The sequence below is a fragment of the Chryseotalea sp. WA131a genome (assembly GCA_025370075.1).
Lineage (GTDB): Bacteria > Bacteroidota > Bacteroidia > Cytophagales > Cyclobacteriaceae > ELB16-189.
Window position 1 is genome coordinate 2899890 of sequence record CP073016.1, and the last position, 16629, is coordinate 2916518.

At 41.5% G+C, this 16629-nt stretch carries 15 protein-coding genes; 4 read left to right on the forward strand and 11 right to left on the reverse strand.

Annotation, left to right across the window (positions count from 1 at the left end; all coding sequences use genetic code 11):
- Together KA713_13305 and mnmD are read left to right on the forward strand one after the other, a co-directional pair.
- Entirely contained in the window at positions 1–480 is a 480-nt protein-coding gene (locus KA713_13305) for a 2-C-methyl-D-erythritol 2,4-cyclodiphosphate synthase (protein ID UXE65449.1), read from the forward strand.
- Complete coding sequence (gene mnmD / locus KA713_13310) at positions 477–1154, forward strand: tRNA (5-methylaminomethyl-2-thiouridine)(34)-methyltransferase MnmD (protein ID UXE65450.1); 678 nt, start codon at positions 477–479, stop codon at positions 1152–1154. The genes KA713_13305 and mnmD overlap by 4 nt, the downstream gene beginning before the upstream one ends.
- A gap of 67 nt (positions 1155–1221) precedes the next feature.
- Here the strand turns inward: mnmD and KA713_13315 are convergent, their stop codons facing one another.
- The 9 genes from KA713_13315 to KA713_13355 all read right to left on the reverse strand — a co-directional run bounded on the left by KA713_13315 (position 1222) and on the right by KA713_13355 (position 11979).
- A complete protein-coding gene (locus KA713_13315) occupies positions 1222–1797 on the reverse strand; it encodes a NifU family protein (GenBank protein ID UXE65451.1) in 576 nt (191 codons plus the stop codon).
- Positions 1798–1897: 100 nt separating this feature from the next.
- Entirely contained in the window at positions 1898–2650 is a 753-nt protein-coding gene (locus KA713_13320) for an FKBP-type peptidyl-prolyl cis-trans isomerase (protein UXE65452.1), read from the reverse strand.
- Positions 2651–2728: 78 nt separating this feature from the next.
- Complete coding sequence (locus tag KA713_13325) at positions 2729–3880, reverse strand: ATP-binding protein (protein UXE65453.1); 1152 nt, start codon at positions 3878–3880, stop codon at positions 2729–2731.
- A 56-nt stretch (positions 3881–3936) separates the two neighbouring features.
- Positions 3937–5337 carry a dicarboxylate/amino acid:cation symporter gene (locus KA713_13330; GenBank protein UXE65454.1) on the reverse strand — a complete coding sequence of 467 codons (1401 nt, stop codon included), beginning with the start codon at positions 5335–5337 and terminating at the stop codon, positions 3937–3939.
- Positions 5338–5492: 155 nt separating this feature from the next.
- Positions 5493–5681, reverse strand: coding sequence for a hypothetical protein (locus KA713_13335; protein ID UXE65455.1), 189 nt, complete (start codon positions 5679–5681; stop codon positions 5493–5495).
- Positions 5678–8839: an N-6 DNA methylase gene (locus tag KA713_13340; protein UXE65456.1), complete on the reverse strand. Its 3162-nt coding sequence runs from the start codon at positions 8837–8839 to the stop codon at positions 5678–5680. Before KA713_13340 ends, KA713_13335 begins: the two co-directional genes overlap by 4 nt.
- An 11-nt stretch (positions 8840–8850) precedes the next feature.
- A complete protein-coding gene (locus tag KA713_13345; protein ID UXE65457.1) occupies positions 8851–9387 on the reverse strand; it encodes a Uma2 family endonuclease in 537 nt (178 codons plus the stop codon).
- Between the two features lie 63 nt (positions 9388–9450).
- A complete protein-coding gene (aroC, locus tag KA713_13350; GenBank protein UXE65458.1) occupies positions 9451–10524 on the reverse strand; it encodes a chorismate synthase in 1074 nt (357 codons plus the stop codon).
- A gap of 18 nt (positions 10525–10542) precedes the next feature.
- Entirely contained in the window at positions 10543–11979 is a 1437-nt protein-coding gene (locus KA713_13355; GenBank protein ID UXE65459.1) for a BatD family protein, read from the reverse strand.
- Positions 11980–12183: 204 nt separating this feature from the next.
- Here KA713_13355 and KA713_13360 point away from each other — a divergent pair, with 204 nt between their 5' ends.
- Together KA713_13360 and KA713_13365 are read left to right on the forward strand one after the other, a co-directional pair.
- Positions 12184–12369 (forward strand): hypothetical protein, encoded by a 186-nt coding sequence (locus KA713_13360; GenBank protein UXE69130.1) that lies wholly within the window; start codon positions 12184–12186, stop codon positions 12367–12369.
- 133 nt (positions 12370–12502) lie between these two features.
- A complete protein-coding gene (locus KA713_13365; protein UXE65460.1) occupies positions 12503–14500 on the forward strand; it encodes a S9 family peptidase in 1998 nt (665 codons plus the stop codon).
- Between the two features lie 23 nt (positions 14501–14523).
- Here the strand turns inward: KA713_13365 and queG are convergent, their stop codons facing one another.
- Both queG and KA713_13375 read right to left on the reverse strand, forming a co-directional pair.
- The gene (gene queG, locus KA713_13370; protein ID UXE65461.1) at positions 14524–15501 is read right to left on the reverse strand and encodes a tRNA epoxyqueuosine(34) reductase QueG; all 978 of its coding nucleotides are present in this window, start codon (positions 15499–15501) and stop codon (positions 14524–14526) included.
- Entirely contained in the window at positions 15498–16628 is a 1131-nt protein-coding gene (locus tag KA713_13375) for a DUF1016 family protein (protein ID UXE65462.1), read from the reverse strand. The genes queG and KA713_13375 overlap by 4 nt, the downstream gene beginning before the upstream one ends.
- Position 16629 lies beyond the last annotated feature (1 nt).

Genomic DNA, 16629 nt, shown 5'->3' on the forward strand with positions numbered 1-16629 from the left:
ATGAAACTTCGTGTAGGCTTAGGTTTTGATGTTCACCAATTGGAAGAAGGAAAAGACTTTTGGTTGGGTGGAATAAAACTACCCGCCACCAAAGGTGCCGTTGGCCACTCCGATGCCGATGTGTTAATCCATGCGATTTGCGATGCGCTATTGGGTGCTGCCAACATGCGCGATATTGGTTTTCATTATTCAAACAAAGACCCGCAATGGAAAGGAAAGGACTCCAAATTCTTTTTGCAGGATGTCACCCAAAAGCTTTTAGAGAAAGGTTGGAATATTGAAAATGTAGACTGCACCATTGTGCTCGAAAACCCAAAAATCAATCCGCACATTGGCGAAATGAAAAAAGTGCTCGCTCCGTTGATGAATCTTACGGAAGAGGATGTCTCCATCAAAGCAACCACCAATGAAACGATGGGATACGTGGGGCGAGAGGAAGGCGTGAACGCGATGGCGGTGGCCTTGATTGCAAAAAAGTGAGCCTTCAAATTATTCAAACAAAAGACGGGTCAAGTTCAATTTTTAATTCAGACCTAAACGAACCCTACCACTCTATACACGGAGCCATTCAAGAATCGCGGCACGTCTTTATCAAAAATGGTTTAGACTATTTGTTTCAAAAAAGTCAGCCGGATTCCATTTCCGTTTTTGAAGTTGGCCTGGGCACCGGGCTAAACGCGTTGCTTTCACTAGCGTTCGCGATTCAAAATCGTGTGAAGATCCATTACTCTTCCATCGAAGTATTCCCAATCGATTCAGTGCTTGCCGCTCAACTAAATTATCCTGCTTACATAGAACTCGAAAACTCATTTGACTATTTTCAAAAAATCCACTCTTCAGCTTGGAATGAAAAAAAATCTTTGCACCATTATTTTGACTTATTGAAAATTCAACAAACCCTTCAATCTTTTACATTTGATCAAAACAAGTATGGCCTCTTTTTCTTTGATGCCTTCGCACCTGAGAAACAACCCGACATGTGGCAGATGAACGTGCTAAAAAAAGTTACAGATGCTTTAAAACCAAATGGCTTTTTAGTAACCTATTGTGCGAAAGGTCAATTAAGACGAGACTTGCTTTCGTTGAATTTAAAAGTGGAGAAATTGCCCGGTCCACCGGGCAAGCGAGAAATGATTAGAGCAATTAAGGTTTAAATACCAGATGCAATTAATAAAGCGCACGACTGCGTACTGCCGTCTGCTTACTGCTTACTTTTCAAAACTACCCCAACGCCTCCACTTCCTCCACTTCCTCTGGCATCATTTTTTTGAAGAGATTTTCAATGCCTGCTTTCAACGTAATGGTTGATGAAGGGCATCCGCTGCAGGAACCTTGCAATTTCACTTTTACTTTTTTTCCTTCTATGGAGTGAAAAGTAATCGCGCCACCGTCTTGCTCCACAGCAGGGCGGATGTATTCATCCAATATGGTTTTTATTTTTTTTACTGTTTCGGTTTCCTCCAGTTGTTCGCCTTCTGAATCCCTACCATCTAACAGCAATTTTCCTGATTCCAAAAATGATTGAATGTGCTTTTTAATGGTCTCTTGCACTTCAATCCAATCCACGTCTTCCTTTTTGGTAACGGTAACAAAGTTGCTCATGTAAAACACGCGATCCACAAACGGATACATAAAGAGCTCTTGCGCCAATGGGGCTGATTCTGCCGAAGCCTGATTTGGAAAATCGAAGCTCATGCCATCCGGAATCAGCATTTCGTTTACCACAAATTTGAGCGAATTGGGGTTGGGGTTCGATTCCAAGTAAATATGAATGGCTTTGGGCACAGCTTTTAACATAAAATTAGTTTTTGAAGGAACAAAAGTAGCCAAATAAAGTTCGCTCCCGAAGACAATTTTAAGATGCCTTCTGTGCCCTTCACATGTTTGGCCGTGAAAGTCAATTGACCTTGATCAGCTCTAGTTCGAATACCAATGTTGAATAAGGTGGTATTTGAGGACCATTGCCACGATCGCCATATCCAATCTCCTCCGGAATAAATAAAATCCATTTGTCACCCTCGTGCATCAACTGAAGGGCTTCTACCCAACCAGCTATTACCTGCGTTACTCCAAAAGTAGCAGGACTGCCGCGTTGCACCGAGCTGTCAAAAACGGTTCCATCCAATAATTTACCGGTGTAATGAACAGTTACTTTGTCATTGGTCGTTGGCACTTTTCCTTGACCTGCGGTAATCACCTGATATTGCAAACCACTGGCCGTAGTGATCACACCTGGCTTGGTTTTGTTTTCAGCTAGAAAGCGTTTGCCTTCTTCGCGTGCCTTTATCGATTTCAGCATGGATGCCTCTTGCATGTATTGCTGCACCGTGTTGGAGCATTCTTGTTGGAGCATCAACAACTGCTTGTTCTCAAAGACATCTTTGATACCCGCTATCATCACATCTAGCGAGAGCGAATCGCCTCCCTGTGCTTTCACGTTAGATGCTATCAAAACACCCAAGCCATAGCTTGCCTTTTTGTGTTTATCGGTTAACCGAATGGCAGGTTTTTTTAGTTCCTCAATTTCCTTTTTGAGATTTTGTGTTTCTCCTTTTAATTGAATGACTTGACTTTGAAGTTCTTTCTTGGATTGCGCAAAGACAAAAGCGTTAACGACAATCAGAATAGATGTTGCTATGAAATTCTTCATTGGTTTTCTTTATAATAAGCCGGCAAATAACGGAAATCTTTTGGACTAAAATTAAGCTGGAAGAAAGTCACTGAATTTTTATAGGTTACCAATGCCTTTCCAATTGTGAACGCTAAATTCTTTATAGTTCTTTCCTGCTTCTCCAGAATACACCAATTGCCCGCCAATCTGCCCTGTTAATTTCTCCCAATAATTCAAGCCTTTAAAAAAATCCATATTAAGTGTGGCGGCTGACTTTATCTCCACCGGAATTTGCGTACTTCCGTTGTCAATCAGAATGTCTACTTCGTTACCGCTACTGTCACGCCAATAATAAAGGTTGCTACGCAGGCCTTTGTTGTATCGGTTCTTCAACAACTCAATCACAATAAAATTTTCAAACAAAGCTCCGCGATAACCATGATTGGTTAATTCATTCGAGTTTTTGATGCCCAATAAATAACAAGCCAACCCTGTATCATAAAAATAGAGTTTCGATGATTTTATCAATCGCTTATTGAAGTTTTTGTAATAGGGTGGTAGGGTGTGCACAATATAACTTGCCTGCAAAACACCCAGCCACGATTGAACCGTTTTGTGGTCAACACCCGTCTCGTTAGCAAGGTTAGTTAAATTGATTTGCTGTCCGATGCGTCCTGCACAAAGAAATAGAAATCGTTGAAAGGTGGTTAGGTCGGAAATATTTTTTACCAATCTCACATCGCGCTCTACGTACGTGCGCACATAGCTAGCAAACCAAATCTCGGGGTTTGTTCGATCATGCACAACAGAGGGATAGCCACCTAAAAAAATATTTTCCTCAACGGTTCGTGGTGGTAGTGGACACATTTCACTTTCGTGGATAGAGAATGGTAGTAAATCTAGGTAGCCAACCCTTCCGGCCAGCGATTGGGAAATAGATTCAAGCAATAAAAAATTGTTTGAGCCGGTAAGCACAAATTTTCCCCTTTCATCGCTTGAATCTAAAATGCCTTGCAGGTAAGAAAACAGTTCAGGGGCTTTTTGTACCTCATCTAATATTGCGCCTTGTGGTAAGGAAGCCAAAAACCTTACAGGATCGGCCAACGCCAAATTTCTGTCGGTCGGATTTTCAAGAGTGATGTATGGCTTATCAGGAAAGAATGATTTTGTCAAGGTGGTTTTTCCACTCTGACGAGGCCCTGTGATCGCTATGGCTTTAAAGGAAGCAGCAATCTCCTGCAGCAAAACAGATGCTTGTCTAGCAATCATTCATGCAATTTGGGAATTAAATTCCCAAATTGCAAAGTAATTTGATAGTCAATAAGTTATGATGATTTTTCTGCCTCTACAAGTGAGTTTTCCCACTTACTGACCACGGCCGTGGCAATGCTATTGCCCACCACATTGGTGGCACTGCGACCCATGTCAAGAAGCGGATCTATACCCAAAAGCAACGCAAGGCCTGCCTCAGGAATATTGAAGGTGGTTAATGTTCCCGCAATCACCACCAACGAAGCGCGTGGAACTCCCGCAATTCCTTTGCTGGTGAGCATTAGCACCAACAACATGCTGATCTGTGTTGAAAGAGGAAGATCAATTCCGTACGATTGTGCGATGAACAACGAGGCGAACGTCATGTACATCATGCTGCCATCCAAATTGAATGAATAGCCCAGTGGCAGTACAAAACTCACGATCTTATCTTTGCAACCAAACTTTTGCAATAGCTCCATCGTTTTTGGAAAAGCAGCTTCGCTACTGCTGGTGCTAAAGGCAAGTAAAATGGGCTCACGCATTTTTCGAAGCAACTCAATCACGCGCTTGCCAATGATCAGCGCGCCTGCCAACGCGAGCACAATCCACAAAATCAACAAGCCCGAATAAAATTCAGTGATGAAAATGGAATACGTTTTAAGAATGCCCAATCCTTGCTTGGCAATGATGGCTGTCATGGCACCGAACACAGCCACGGGTGCGAAATTCATGACATAACCCGTTACTTTAAGAATCACATGAGCGATCGCATCCATTGCTTTGATTACGATTTTTCCTTGTTCGCCAATAGCCGCAGTAGCTACGCCAAAGAAAAGAGAGAACACCACGATTTGGAGAATTTCATTTTTGGCCATTGCATCAATTACACTGGCAGGGAAAACGTGATACAAAAAATCATTTAGTGATAGACTGTTATGTGCCAAGCCGATGTCGGTTCCTGCATCGGGCAACGGCAACTTCATGGCAATGCCCGGCTGAAAAATGTTTACTAAAATCATCCCCAACAAAAGGCTGGTGAGCGAGGCACCCACAAACCACAGCAATGTTTTGCCGCCAATCCGTCCTACCGAATTGATATCGCCCAACTTGGCCACCCCAACCACCAATGTTGTAAACACTAACGGTGCGACAATCATTTTAATCAGCCTCAGAAAGATATCGGCAAGAACAGAAAACGGTTCAACCTTTTTATCGCGGGCTGCGATGATGGCACTTCGCTCTTTTGTGATAGATTTCTTTTTTTGTTCTAATTGTATTGAAGCTAGGCTATCTTTTGATTGTGATAGCTGATGCTGAATTTGCTGAATGTTTACCTCGATGGATTCAAGCTTTTTATTTTCATCGGCTACATAGCTTTTGTTGAGGGCAAAGCCTAAGCCAATGCCCACAAACAAGGCGATGATAATGTAGAGGGTAAGACGGCTTTTGGTTTTTGGTTGCGGACTTTCCATAAATCATTAAGGTAGTACAGTTTTTTCAACTGTGATGAACAAAGAGTCTATTTTGAGTTGAAGTTCAATGGTTTCTTTTATTGAGGTGGCCATTTTGCAATAGTGGGCAGGGTCTTACATCAGGCGGCCTTTACGGTCTTTCAAGTATTTTTCCATTACCTGATAGCCGCCAAACTTGAAGCAAATTCTAGATGAGTATTTTTGTAAATCAAACCCCATGATGCGTGATTCTTGTTTGAAATGAATACTTCTTTAATATTTGTGTCAACATTTAGGAGTAAGTGCTGGTGGTATCCTAAGTATTTTAAATACATGTAGCCTGCAGTTCTTAATGTTTCTTTCATAGTTTAATTTTTATGAATTCGATTTGCTTAAATAGTGAATCCAGTTTTTGTTGAATTTCAATCGTATGTGTTATTGCTGCAATAACTTTACAAAAAAGAGCCGGGTCTTTCATCAATTTATCCTCTATACCTTTTAGATACTTATCCAATACTTGGTATCCACCCACAGTATAATTCCAAACCTCATTAGAAATTCCCTCGAAATAATTTCTTTCATTAATATATAGAAAACTATTTTCTTCGTCATATTTCAATTTCAAAATTTTATCATCCCCCTTTCCTCTATACTTTGCTACAGTTTTGCTGATAGATTTATGCTTTACCAGATGAAGATGAACAAGCTCATTGCCCAATTCCGCTATTCGCAAAAATAACTTATGATTCCCGGTAAAAGGTATACGCGGGAAATCAAATTTTAAGAATTCAGCATACGTATCACGATAAAAATTACAATGCAAAATTCCGTAGCAGTAATGAAGTATATGCTCAGGCGTTAATTCTCTTGATCCAAATTTCTTTTTATAAGAAATCGATAGGTGTTCGGTAATGATTTTGCTAATGTTTGGACGTTTTCCGTCACTTCCGTATTTTTCTTCAGGCTCAAAAAGCATCATGCTATGAGCAATTTTTCTTTTATCTTCCTTTTTGTATATGTAAAGAGGGAATAGCACAGTACCTCCTCTTCGATAGAAGTTTAAATCAATGATGTTTTCAGTTATGAAAGCCAAATCATAAACCTTCGAACCTACAGAAGCCCAATTTTTTCCACTTACTAACCCTAAATTATTATTCAGCATATTTGACATTACCGATTCAACCTTACGCGCAACTATATAATCATGATAAAAAATTTGAGCCGTCTGAAATGGTCGATATGAAATAGGCTTAACAAAATCAACTAGATTTACCTCTTTAGTTAGCTCCGCACGTGATTTAGCGATATCCCATTTATCGTTATCTTTCAATGGGAGGTTAAATATGTTTGAAACCTCTTCATCACTAAGGGTTTTATTTTTAAAAGTACTTATCTTGTTTAGTAGCTCGTTCTTTTCGGGAGCTATTGCTAATCCATCTCTTTTTGTGACAATTCCAGTATTATAAATCGGAAAAATACTGTCAAGTAAAGGCCACTCTAAGAACTCTTTAATATCTTTCGTGTTGTCCTTTTTTAAAAAATAAGAAGGATTTGTTGGCTTTACTACTTCGTAATTTTTTTTTGAGAATTTTGCATCCTCAAGCCAACCGTATTTTTCTTTGCGCAAGCCGAATAAATCATCGGCAAAAACTTTACAACCTTTTTTGTCTTTCTCTTTTATGCCAATGAAAATTGAAACACCTTGGCGTATATCAAACACGTTTTCGTCTTTGCCGCCTTCTGGGGTGGTTTCTTTTTTTAGGCCGTTGCCGTGCAAATCAATGATGTAAATTTCATTGAAGGTGTTCATCAAACTTTGGCGCATTCCGCGGAACGTGGGGTTATCCAAATAACTGTGATTGGTAATCATGCCTACAATACCATGCCCCGCTTTATGTATTTTCCATTGCGAAAAGCGGAGGAACTTAACGTAATCGTCTTGCAACCATTTGGGATTTTTTTCTCCGAGCGGCTCGCCATCAACTTTGTAATAGCTCTGCGCTCCGTCAATATCCTCTTTCAATAACTTTTCTGTCCAATCATTTTTAGTAGCTGAGTGGCCGCTGTAGGGTGGGTTGCCCAGTATCACCAGAATTGGGTCGTGGCGTTTTACTTTACCGGCTTGGTGGCTTTCGTCACTCAAACTTTCCAGGCCAGGTATTTCGGTCTGCGCCAAATCTTCCATATCAAGCGTGTTGGTAAGAAACAAATTGAAGCGATCACCGTCCTTCATTTTGTAGCCCAGCTCTTCCAACAAAAAAGCAATTTTTATATGACCAATGGCGTAGGGAGCCATCATTAGCTCAAAAGCAAAGTAGTGTTTAAGTATGTGGTTTTGGAAGAATTGGTTTAGGCCGCCATCGCCATACTTGCTTGTAAATTCTTTCACGGCCAACTTAATGGCTTCGGCTGGGAACGTGAGCGTGCCGCCAGCAGGGTCTAGCAGCGTTACTTCTTTGCTGGCCAGGCCATCATGCAAATCGAAATGGGTTTTCAATAAATCGTGGATGGCGCGCACAATGTATTTTACTACAGGCTCAGGCGTGTAGTACACACCGCGCTTTTCGCGGGTTGCGGGGTCGTAAATATTTAGAAACGTTTCGTAGAAGTGAACGATGGGGTCTTCGCCCTTGCCCTTTCGGTAATACTCATGCAAAATGCTGCTTACATCCGCAGCTTGCAGCACTTCGGCAATATCGTCAATGGCTACCTCCATGCCCACCGGTAACTTTTTGCCAAGCGATATAAACTGAAACACATCGCGCAAAATGCCAATGGTTTGAGGGATTAAATCAAACGCCAATTTTCGATTGAACTTTCCATTCGCTCGGGTACGAGCAGCAAACAAACCGTAGGTAATGGTCTGGCTATAGATGTCGGCAAAGCCATCTTCTTTTAAGTCGGCAATCAGGTATTTTTTGAACGCGGTGTAAAATCCGTAAAGCGGCCCTTTGCCTTTTTGCTCTTCCTCTAGTTCAATAGTTACTACCTCATCGCGCAAGAAGCGAGTTCGCTTGGCCAATTCGCTAGCAAGCGATTCCGCAGTAAATACTTTGGGGAGTGTAAAAGAAAAATATTTGTTAAGGAGCGCCAGAAATTTCTCTTCATTTTCAACAGGCGGAACGCTCTTTAATTTTTTTGCAATAAACGGGCGGCCAATGGAGACCTTGTCGATCAACTGGCCATTTCGGTAAAGCCTAAACTCATAAAAATCTGTCAAGATTAAATTTGGAAATACTCCGCGATAGCGCTTTAGTTGAATTCCATCTTCAATCACATCGAGGTTTTCGCCCGGTTTCTTAGCTTCGATATAACCTACTATGCTTTGCTGCCCATCCCAAATACGAAAGTCGGGATTACCCGCCTCGGTTTTCTTGGGCAATATTGTGATCTGGATTTTCTTTCGCCCAATGCTTTCGGCAAAAGCCTCAATAAGCGAAGCTAAATTGCCATAATAGCTTTCTTCGCGGGCATCGCCTTGGGCGGTAGTGTCGGCTATTTTTTTGAGGTAGTCTTGAAGCATTTAAGGCAAAATCAAAACTCGATTACTTTTTTCAGCAATTTGGAGTCAATTGTACCTTTAAGGGATTTGAGTTCTAGATAGCTTCCGTTTTGCCATTGGTACCCGGTAGTTTCTTTTGTTGCAGGATCAATAATCCAGTATTCTTTGACGCCAAAATGCTCGTACAGATTTTTTTTGATCACTTTATCGTGATCTGGATTTCCAGGAGATAGAATTTCAATAATTAAATCGGGAACGCCATGAATTACATCATCATCGTCTACGATAGATGAATTTTCAGTTGAAACAAAGATAATATCAGGTTGAACTGCATTTTGTTCATTATCAAGATAAACATCGAAAGGAGCAACATACAGTTCTCCCAAATTCATAGACTCTATATGATTTCCTATTTTGATTACCAGTTGAGTGAGCAAACGTTGATGCCTTGCTTTTGGGCTGGGTGACATATACAAATGGTTATTGATCAACTCAGCCAATGTGCCTTCAGGAAGCATGTCAAAAACTTGCATCATCGTACGTGGAGCTGAGATGATTGGTGGAATCATACTTGAAAGTTACATTTTTTTCTTATGCCACCGAAGAACAATCTTTACAAAATTAACATGATGCTAAATTTTAGAGACTTGGTTTCTCAACAAGAAATCGACCAACACCAACGCTGCCATGGCCTCCACAATGGGCACAGCGCGCGGCACCACACAGGGGTCGTGTCTTCCTTTGCCCGAAACCGTAGCATCGTTACCTTCCTTGTCAACGGTTTGTTGATCCTGCATAATGGTAGCCACGGGCTTAAACGCTACATTAAAATAAATATCTTCTCCATTGCTAATGCCGCCTTGCACGCCACCAGAATGGTTTGTCTTGGTTCTTATTTTTCCCTGATCATTGTAAAACTCATCGTTGTGCTGGGAGCCGCGAAGCTGCACGCCTTCAAACCCACTGCCATATTCAAACCCTTTCACTGCGTTAATACTCAACATGGCCTTGCCTAATTCGGCATGAAGTTTATCAAACACGGGTTCGCCCAAGCCAACAGGCGTGTTTTTGATAACACAGGTAACAATCCCACCGATAGTATCTCGGTCTAACCGAACTTGATCTATCAACGCAATCATTTTTTCCGCCATAGCGGGATCTGGGCAACGGACAATATTGTCTTCGGTTTTAGAAAAATCAAGTAAAGAATAATGTGGTGCCTTCAATTCACCGACTTGCGAGACAAACGCATTAATCTCAATTGAATACTGCTTCAACAACAACTTAGCAATTGCCCCGGCTGCCACTCGTGCAGCGGTCTCTCTGGCCGAACTCCTGCCACCGCCTCGATGATCGCGAATTCCATACTTCTCTTGATAAGTAAAGTCAGCATGAGACGGGCGAAACGTATTTTCAATGTGACTATAATCTTTGCTTCGTTGATCTTGGTTTTCAATCACAATGGCAATGGGTGCACCTGTGCTTTTCCCTTCAAACACACCAGAAAGGATTTTAAATGTGTCTTCTTCCTTTCGCTGAGTAGTTATTTTTGATTGGCCTGGCTTGCGTCTGCTCAATTCGGTTTGAATAAATGCTTCGTCTATTGCTAAGCCAGCTGGGCAACCATCAATCACCACACCAATGGCTAAGCCGTGGCTTTCGCCAAATGTTGAAATCTTAAAAAGAGTACCATATGAATTGCCCATGAAAGTGAAAAGTAGTAATTACTTTTTGAATACTAAATAAGCAGCAGCAAGTAGCATGAGGCCAATAAAGATATTGATCGCGATTTTGATCCAATTAGTAGTAGCCATCGACTTCAACTGATTGTCTGTTGCATCGGCTCGATCATAGAATGAACCCAAGTCGTTGCTTTCGATGGATTGATTTTTTTGACTTTCACCAATCACGTTCACTGTCTGATTAGATTGCAGGGTGTCATACTTTTTGGTTTTAGGGTTGAAAAATACCCATTTGAAATAATCCTTCATGGCAAATGTGCCCGGCTCTTTGGGGATCATAAAGTAACTGAACGATTTTGTGCCGGTTACACGGCCATTATCGCGATTGATACTTTGCTTTACATTGGGTTCATAAAAATCAAAGCTTTGGTTGTTCTCCACTTTTGGTTTTTCGATACTCGAAATATTTCCCTCGCCATAAATATTGAAATCGTACACCACACTCTGCCCCGTTTCCATTTCGTTGGTGCCAATTCGCTCTTGCAACTGATATTGCCCCACGGCCACTTGGTCGCGGAGGGGGTGCGGAGGGAGGTCCTTCACCTTTACAGTGCGTGGCTTTGAGTAAAATGTTTTAAAATCTTCTTGCCGATTTTGCCCAAAGAAGGAAGGGTTTTTCGCCACCTTAAATTTGATCATCTCTAAACCTACGCTCGGAAAAACCACCGGCTGGGCGTTCAGTGGGTAGAAAGCGGCTTGATAAATTTTGTATTGTGTGTAGTTTTTACCGTTGATCGTGATGGACTCTCCTTCGATACTTTCGATGTTAAAATTTTCTTCCCAGCAAGTGGCTGGTTTTATCTTCTTCAAAATATCAGCCAACTGTTTGCCCAAATCGTGAAACTGCATAGGTGCTCTGTTGTTTTCTGCCACCAAAAAAGAAAGTGTAGCCGTAAACCCTTCGCCCACATACACCTCATCGCTGCTTACCGTTAATGCCAGTTGGGCTTCTTCTTTTACATCCACAAATTCGGGCGTGCCCCTATTAAAAAAATCATCCGCAGGGTCGCGATCAAACAAACTCCGAAAGGGATCATTTTGCTGAACTTGCACCGGTGGTCCCACTTTCACTCGCCTTCCATTTACATTATAGAGTTGGTCGTTCACCTTCATTTTGAAGGGTGGCACGTTCACAATACCTTGTTTAGTAGGCACGTACGTCATGATAATACTTTGCGAAGAACTCATCTGGCCGTTAATAATGCTGGTTTGCGAGGAGGAAGAAGTGCCCCGCTTATGGAAACCGTCAATATCCGGAAAGTTATCATAGCTCCGAAGTCGATCGTTGTTTACAATAATGGTAATAGTCCACGCCTGGTTCTCCCCAATTTCCTCGGGGCCTAATTGAATTTGCACATTTTGACTTTGGCCGGCAAAAAATCCAAAAAGAATAAAGAGGCAAAATAGGCTTTTACACATAAATTTCCGCATTGCAATAAGCACCGCAACCTGTTGCGTACACAAAAGTAAAATCTTCTTTCTACTATAAAACTCCTTTCGTATTTTCATGTCGCGGAAACAAGCGAATTAGTTGTAATCGTTTACCAAAAGCGGGCAACTTACAGCTATTTTCCACGTTGTAATTCAGATTAAAATCTAAAAACGTTTTTTTGAAGAATGAGAATGCTCAATTATTTTAAAACCATCCTTAGCCGGGTGAGTTTTGATGCCCGACTCTTCGAAAAAGAGTTGCGCAAGGCTATCAAAATGCTGATAGCCGAAGAGTTGCAGGAGCTCAGAAATTGGTGCTATGCCAATTATGGGAGTGAACATCAGGCCATTTTAAACCGATGTTTTGTGATTGCGTAAAAAATTCTAGTGAGAAACCATTTGAAAACCCCGCATTGTCGGGGTTTTTTGTTTTCTCACCCTTCCCATTGAAATAAAAAATCCTCGTCAAATTAAGTTCAATAGTTATCTTTCAGCACCTAATCTTTCCTTTATGAGAATAATGTTGTTTTGCCTTGGTCTTTTTGCGTCTCTTGCTTCACTGTCGCAGCGGGCCATCACTCCTTCTGACATATATCGGTTAAAATCCGTTAGTGATCCACAAGTATCGACTGATGGAAAATGGATAGCCTATGTGCTTTCCACTCCCGACTCTGCAAAAGATAAATCAGATGCCGATGTGTGGATGGTAAGCTGGGATGGAGCCGAATCGATTAAACTCACGGCAAGCAAAGAAAGCGAAAGCCGTCCACGATGGTCGCCCGATGGAAAATTTTTGACTTTTCTTTCATCGCGTTACGAAACCAAGTCATCGCAACTTTGGCGAATGGATAGGCGCGGTGGGGAAGCTGAAAAATTAACTGACTTGAAATATAGTATTGACGATTATGTCTGGAGCCCCGATGCCAAAAAGATAGTGTTGGTTATTCAAGATCAAGAATCGAGCGAGGAAGCGGAAAAGAAAAAATCAGCAAAACCAATTTTGATTGATCGGTATCACTTCAAATCGGATGCTGGAGGCTACTTGGAGCGAAAGCGCTCACACCTATATTTATTTGATGTAGAGACTAAAAAATTAGATACCCTCACGAAGGGTGACTTTGATGAAGGTAACCCCGTATGGTCTCCTGATGGTAAAAAAATCGCCTTCGTTAGCAACCGAAGTGCAGACCCCGATCGAAACGGAAATACTGACATCTGGGTGATGGAAGCGAAAAAAAGTGCTCCGTTAAAACAACTTACTACTTGGCAAGATGCCGACAATAGCCCTGCTTGGAGCCCGGACGGAAAATTTATCGCCTATCTCAAATCGCAAACACCTGAATACGATATCTACGATCAAGGCCAACTCGCATTGGTTTCTGCTGATGGCGGAGTTCCTAAAATCTTAAACCCGAAACTGGATCGAAATATATCGGCCCCTCGATGGAGTAGCGATAGTAAATCAATTTGTGTAATTGTAGATGACGACCGCAGGTCATACCTATCGACATTCGATTTGGATGGCAACATGAAAAAATTAACTGCGGATGATCGCACGTTTGGTGGCCTGCAGCGAGCTTCAACCAATAATTGGGTTGCGCTTTCCAGCGACCCTCATACGCCCAATGAAATTTATGCAATCGAAAATGAAACGATCCGCAGAATCACGCATGTGCATGACGACTTTTTGAAGCCATTGGCATTGGCTAGCGTAGAAGGTTTTTCATCTAAAAGCAAAGACGGCACAGTAGTTAATAGTTTATTTTTCTGGCCAGCCAATCAACCAAAAGATAAAAAATTGCCCTTGCTTTTGTGGATACACGGAGGCCCAACCGCACAAGACGATTTTGGTTTTGATTTAACTCCGCAAATTTTTGCGGCACAAGGTTATGCTGTGGCTACCGTTAATTATCGCGGAAGCAGCGGCAGGGGACTTGCTTTTAGCAAAGCTATTTTTGCTGATTGGGGAAATAAAGAAGTAATGGATTTGATTGGAGCCGTCAATCATTTGATATCAATCGGCAAAGTAGATGAAACCAAACTTGGTATTGGAGGTTGGAGCTACGGTGGTATTCTAACCGATTATGTAACCGCTACTGATCCGCGATTTAAGGCTGCGGCCAGTGGGGCAGGAAGTGCACTGCAACTTTCCATGTATGGATCTGATCAATACATTGCCCAGTATGAAAGTGAATTGGGTGTGCCTTGGAAAAATATGGATAAATGGATGAAGGTATCCTACCCATTTTTGAATGTTGAAAAAATAAAAGCGCCAACACTTTATATGGTGGGCGAAAAAGATTTTAATGTGCCCGCGGCCGGCAGCGAACAAATGTACCAAGCATTAAAGTCGTTGGGCGTGCCCACGCAATTTGTAGTTTACCCAGGGCAACACCATGGCATAAGCGTACCGAGCTACCAAAAAGATAGATTAGTTAGGTATTTGGATTGGTACGGAAGATACCTGAAGAAAGAGGAAATGAAGGAAAAGCTTCCCACAAAAAAGTAGATGGGCAGCGCATGGGAAAAAAATCAGATCTGAGAAATAAATTTAATATTCCTTTTCAAGCCCCCTAGCTTGGTTCGCCTAACAGCCGACTTTTTAAAGAGCTTTTCAAAAACATCTTCGGTGATTTCTTGCCAATCGGCACGAGTCATTTTTTCTAGATCGGGGTGGGGAAAGAATTTTTTTTCTTCATGTGGTTTCGAAAAGCGATTCCACGGGCAAACGTCTTGGCAAATGTCGCAGCCAAAAATCCAGTTTTCAAATTTGCCTTTTACATCTGTGGGGATTTCTTCTTTCAACTCGATGGTGAAATACGAAATGCATTTGCTTCCATCTACCACATAAGGTTGCGGAATAGCATCCGTAGGGCACGCATCCATACAAGCTGTGCAGGTGCCGCAGTAATCTTTGATAGGGCCATCGGGTTCTAGTTCTAAATCTAAAATCAGTTCAGCCAAAAAAAAGAAGCTGCCCACTTCGCGGTTCAGCAACAGTGAATTTTTTCCAACCCAACCGATACCCGATTTTTTTGCCCATGCACGCTCATGCACAGGGGCAGAATCGACAAACGCTCTGCCGTTCACCTCACCAATTTCAGATTGAATCAACGCTAAAAATTCTTTCAACTTTTCCTTTACAACAAAGTGGTAGTCTTCTCCGTAAGCGTATTTGGCGATTTTTAATTTACCCTCTGAAGCTTTGGAGGAGGGACTTTCTACCTTCGCGGAAGAGATAGCCGACAAGTCCTTTTTTGGGAAATAATTGTAAACCAAACTTACCACCGATTTTGCTTCCGGCACTAGCAATCGTGGGTCTAGGCGTTTATCAAAATGATTTTCGAGGTAACTCATTTTGCCTTGGTAGCCTCGCTTGAGCCATTCTTCCAACCGTGGTGCTTCTTCTTCTAAGAACTCGGCCTTCGATATGCCGCAGAAACTGAAGCCGAATTGGGAAGCGTACCTTTTTATTAAGGAAGAATACTCTGCCGATTTTGTATGGTTCAATGTCGTTTTGATAAGCGAATGCTTTCTTTATATTTTTTGATTTCTAGCCGCAGCTCTCGTTTTAACTCTGCCTCCGTAGGTAAATATAATTTGTATTTAGAGGCAAATAATCGTTTGTTTTCTTTTAGAATGGAGTACTTGACAATCGTTTCATTTTTCTCTGAACAGAGAATGATTCCGATGGTGGGGTTGTCCGTTGATTGTTTTACTTCTTCTTCAAAGTAGCGAACATACAAATCCATCTGACCAATGTCTTGGTGGGTAAGCTTTCCAATTTTTAAGTCAATTAATACAAAGCATTTTAGTATGTAATTGTAAAAGACTAGGTCTACATAAAAATGATCATCTTCAGCAGAAATACGTTTTTGCCGTGCTATGAAAGAAAAACCCTTTCCCAACTCGAGCAAAAATTGCTGAATGTTATCAATGATTAGCTTCTCCAGCGTGCTTTCAAATAAATCTACGTTTGGCTTTACTTGTAAGAATTCAAGTATGTATGGGTCTTTTATAAAATCAAGTTCGTTTGGTAGTTCTGCATTTTTATCGGTAGCTGATTTTACTTTTTTCTTATTCTTAGAAGACAGTATCCGCTCGTACGTGAATGTATTAATTTGCCTCTCTAGTGTTCGGGTACTCCAATTTTGAGTGGCGCTCTCGTCCATATAATATTGACGAGCCCTTTTGTTTTCAACTTTTAACAGTAATCGATAGTGCGTCCAAGTCAATTCTGGCCGAATAACTTTGGCTACCGCTTTGCACCAATTAGTAGATTCGTCACGCAGTGGGTGGCGAATTGGGGAAGAAGATTTTGCCGAAGAAGATTCGTCACGCAGTGCGTGACGAATCGGAAACGCAAGATAGAATTGACGCATGTACCGAAGGTTATTTTCGGTATAACCTTTCCCCAATTTTTTGGTAAGCTGGTCAGCCAATTTGGCCAACAACTCTTGCCCATACACTGCACGTACGTTGCCTTTTTGTTCTTCAATCACAATTCGCTCTCCGATTTTCCAATAAGCGACCACCATCGAAAAGTTAACTGCGCTGTAAGCAAAATTTCTCGATTGATGCACGATTTGAATAACATCGCTTACAAGGTTATCTTTTTTAAAAACTTTAGAACTCATA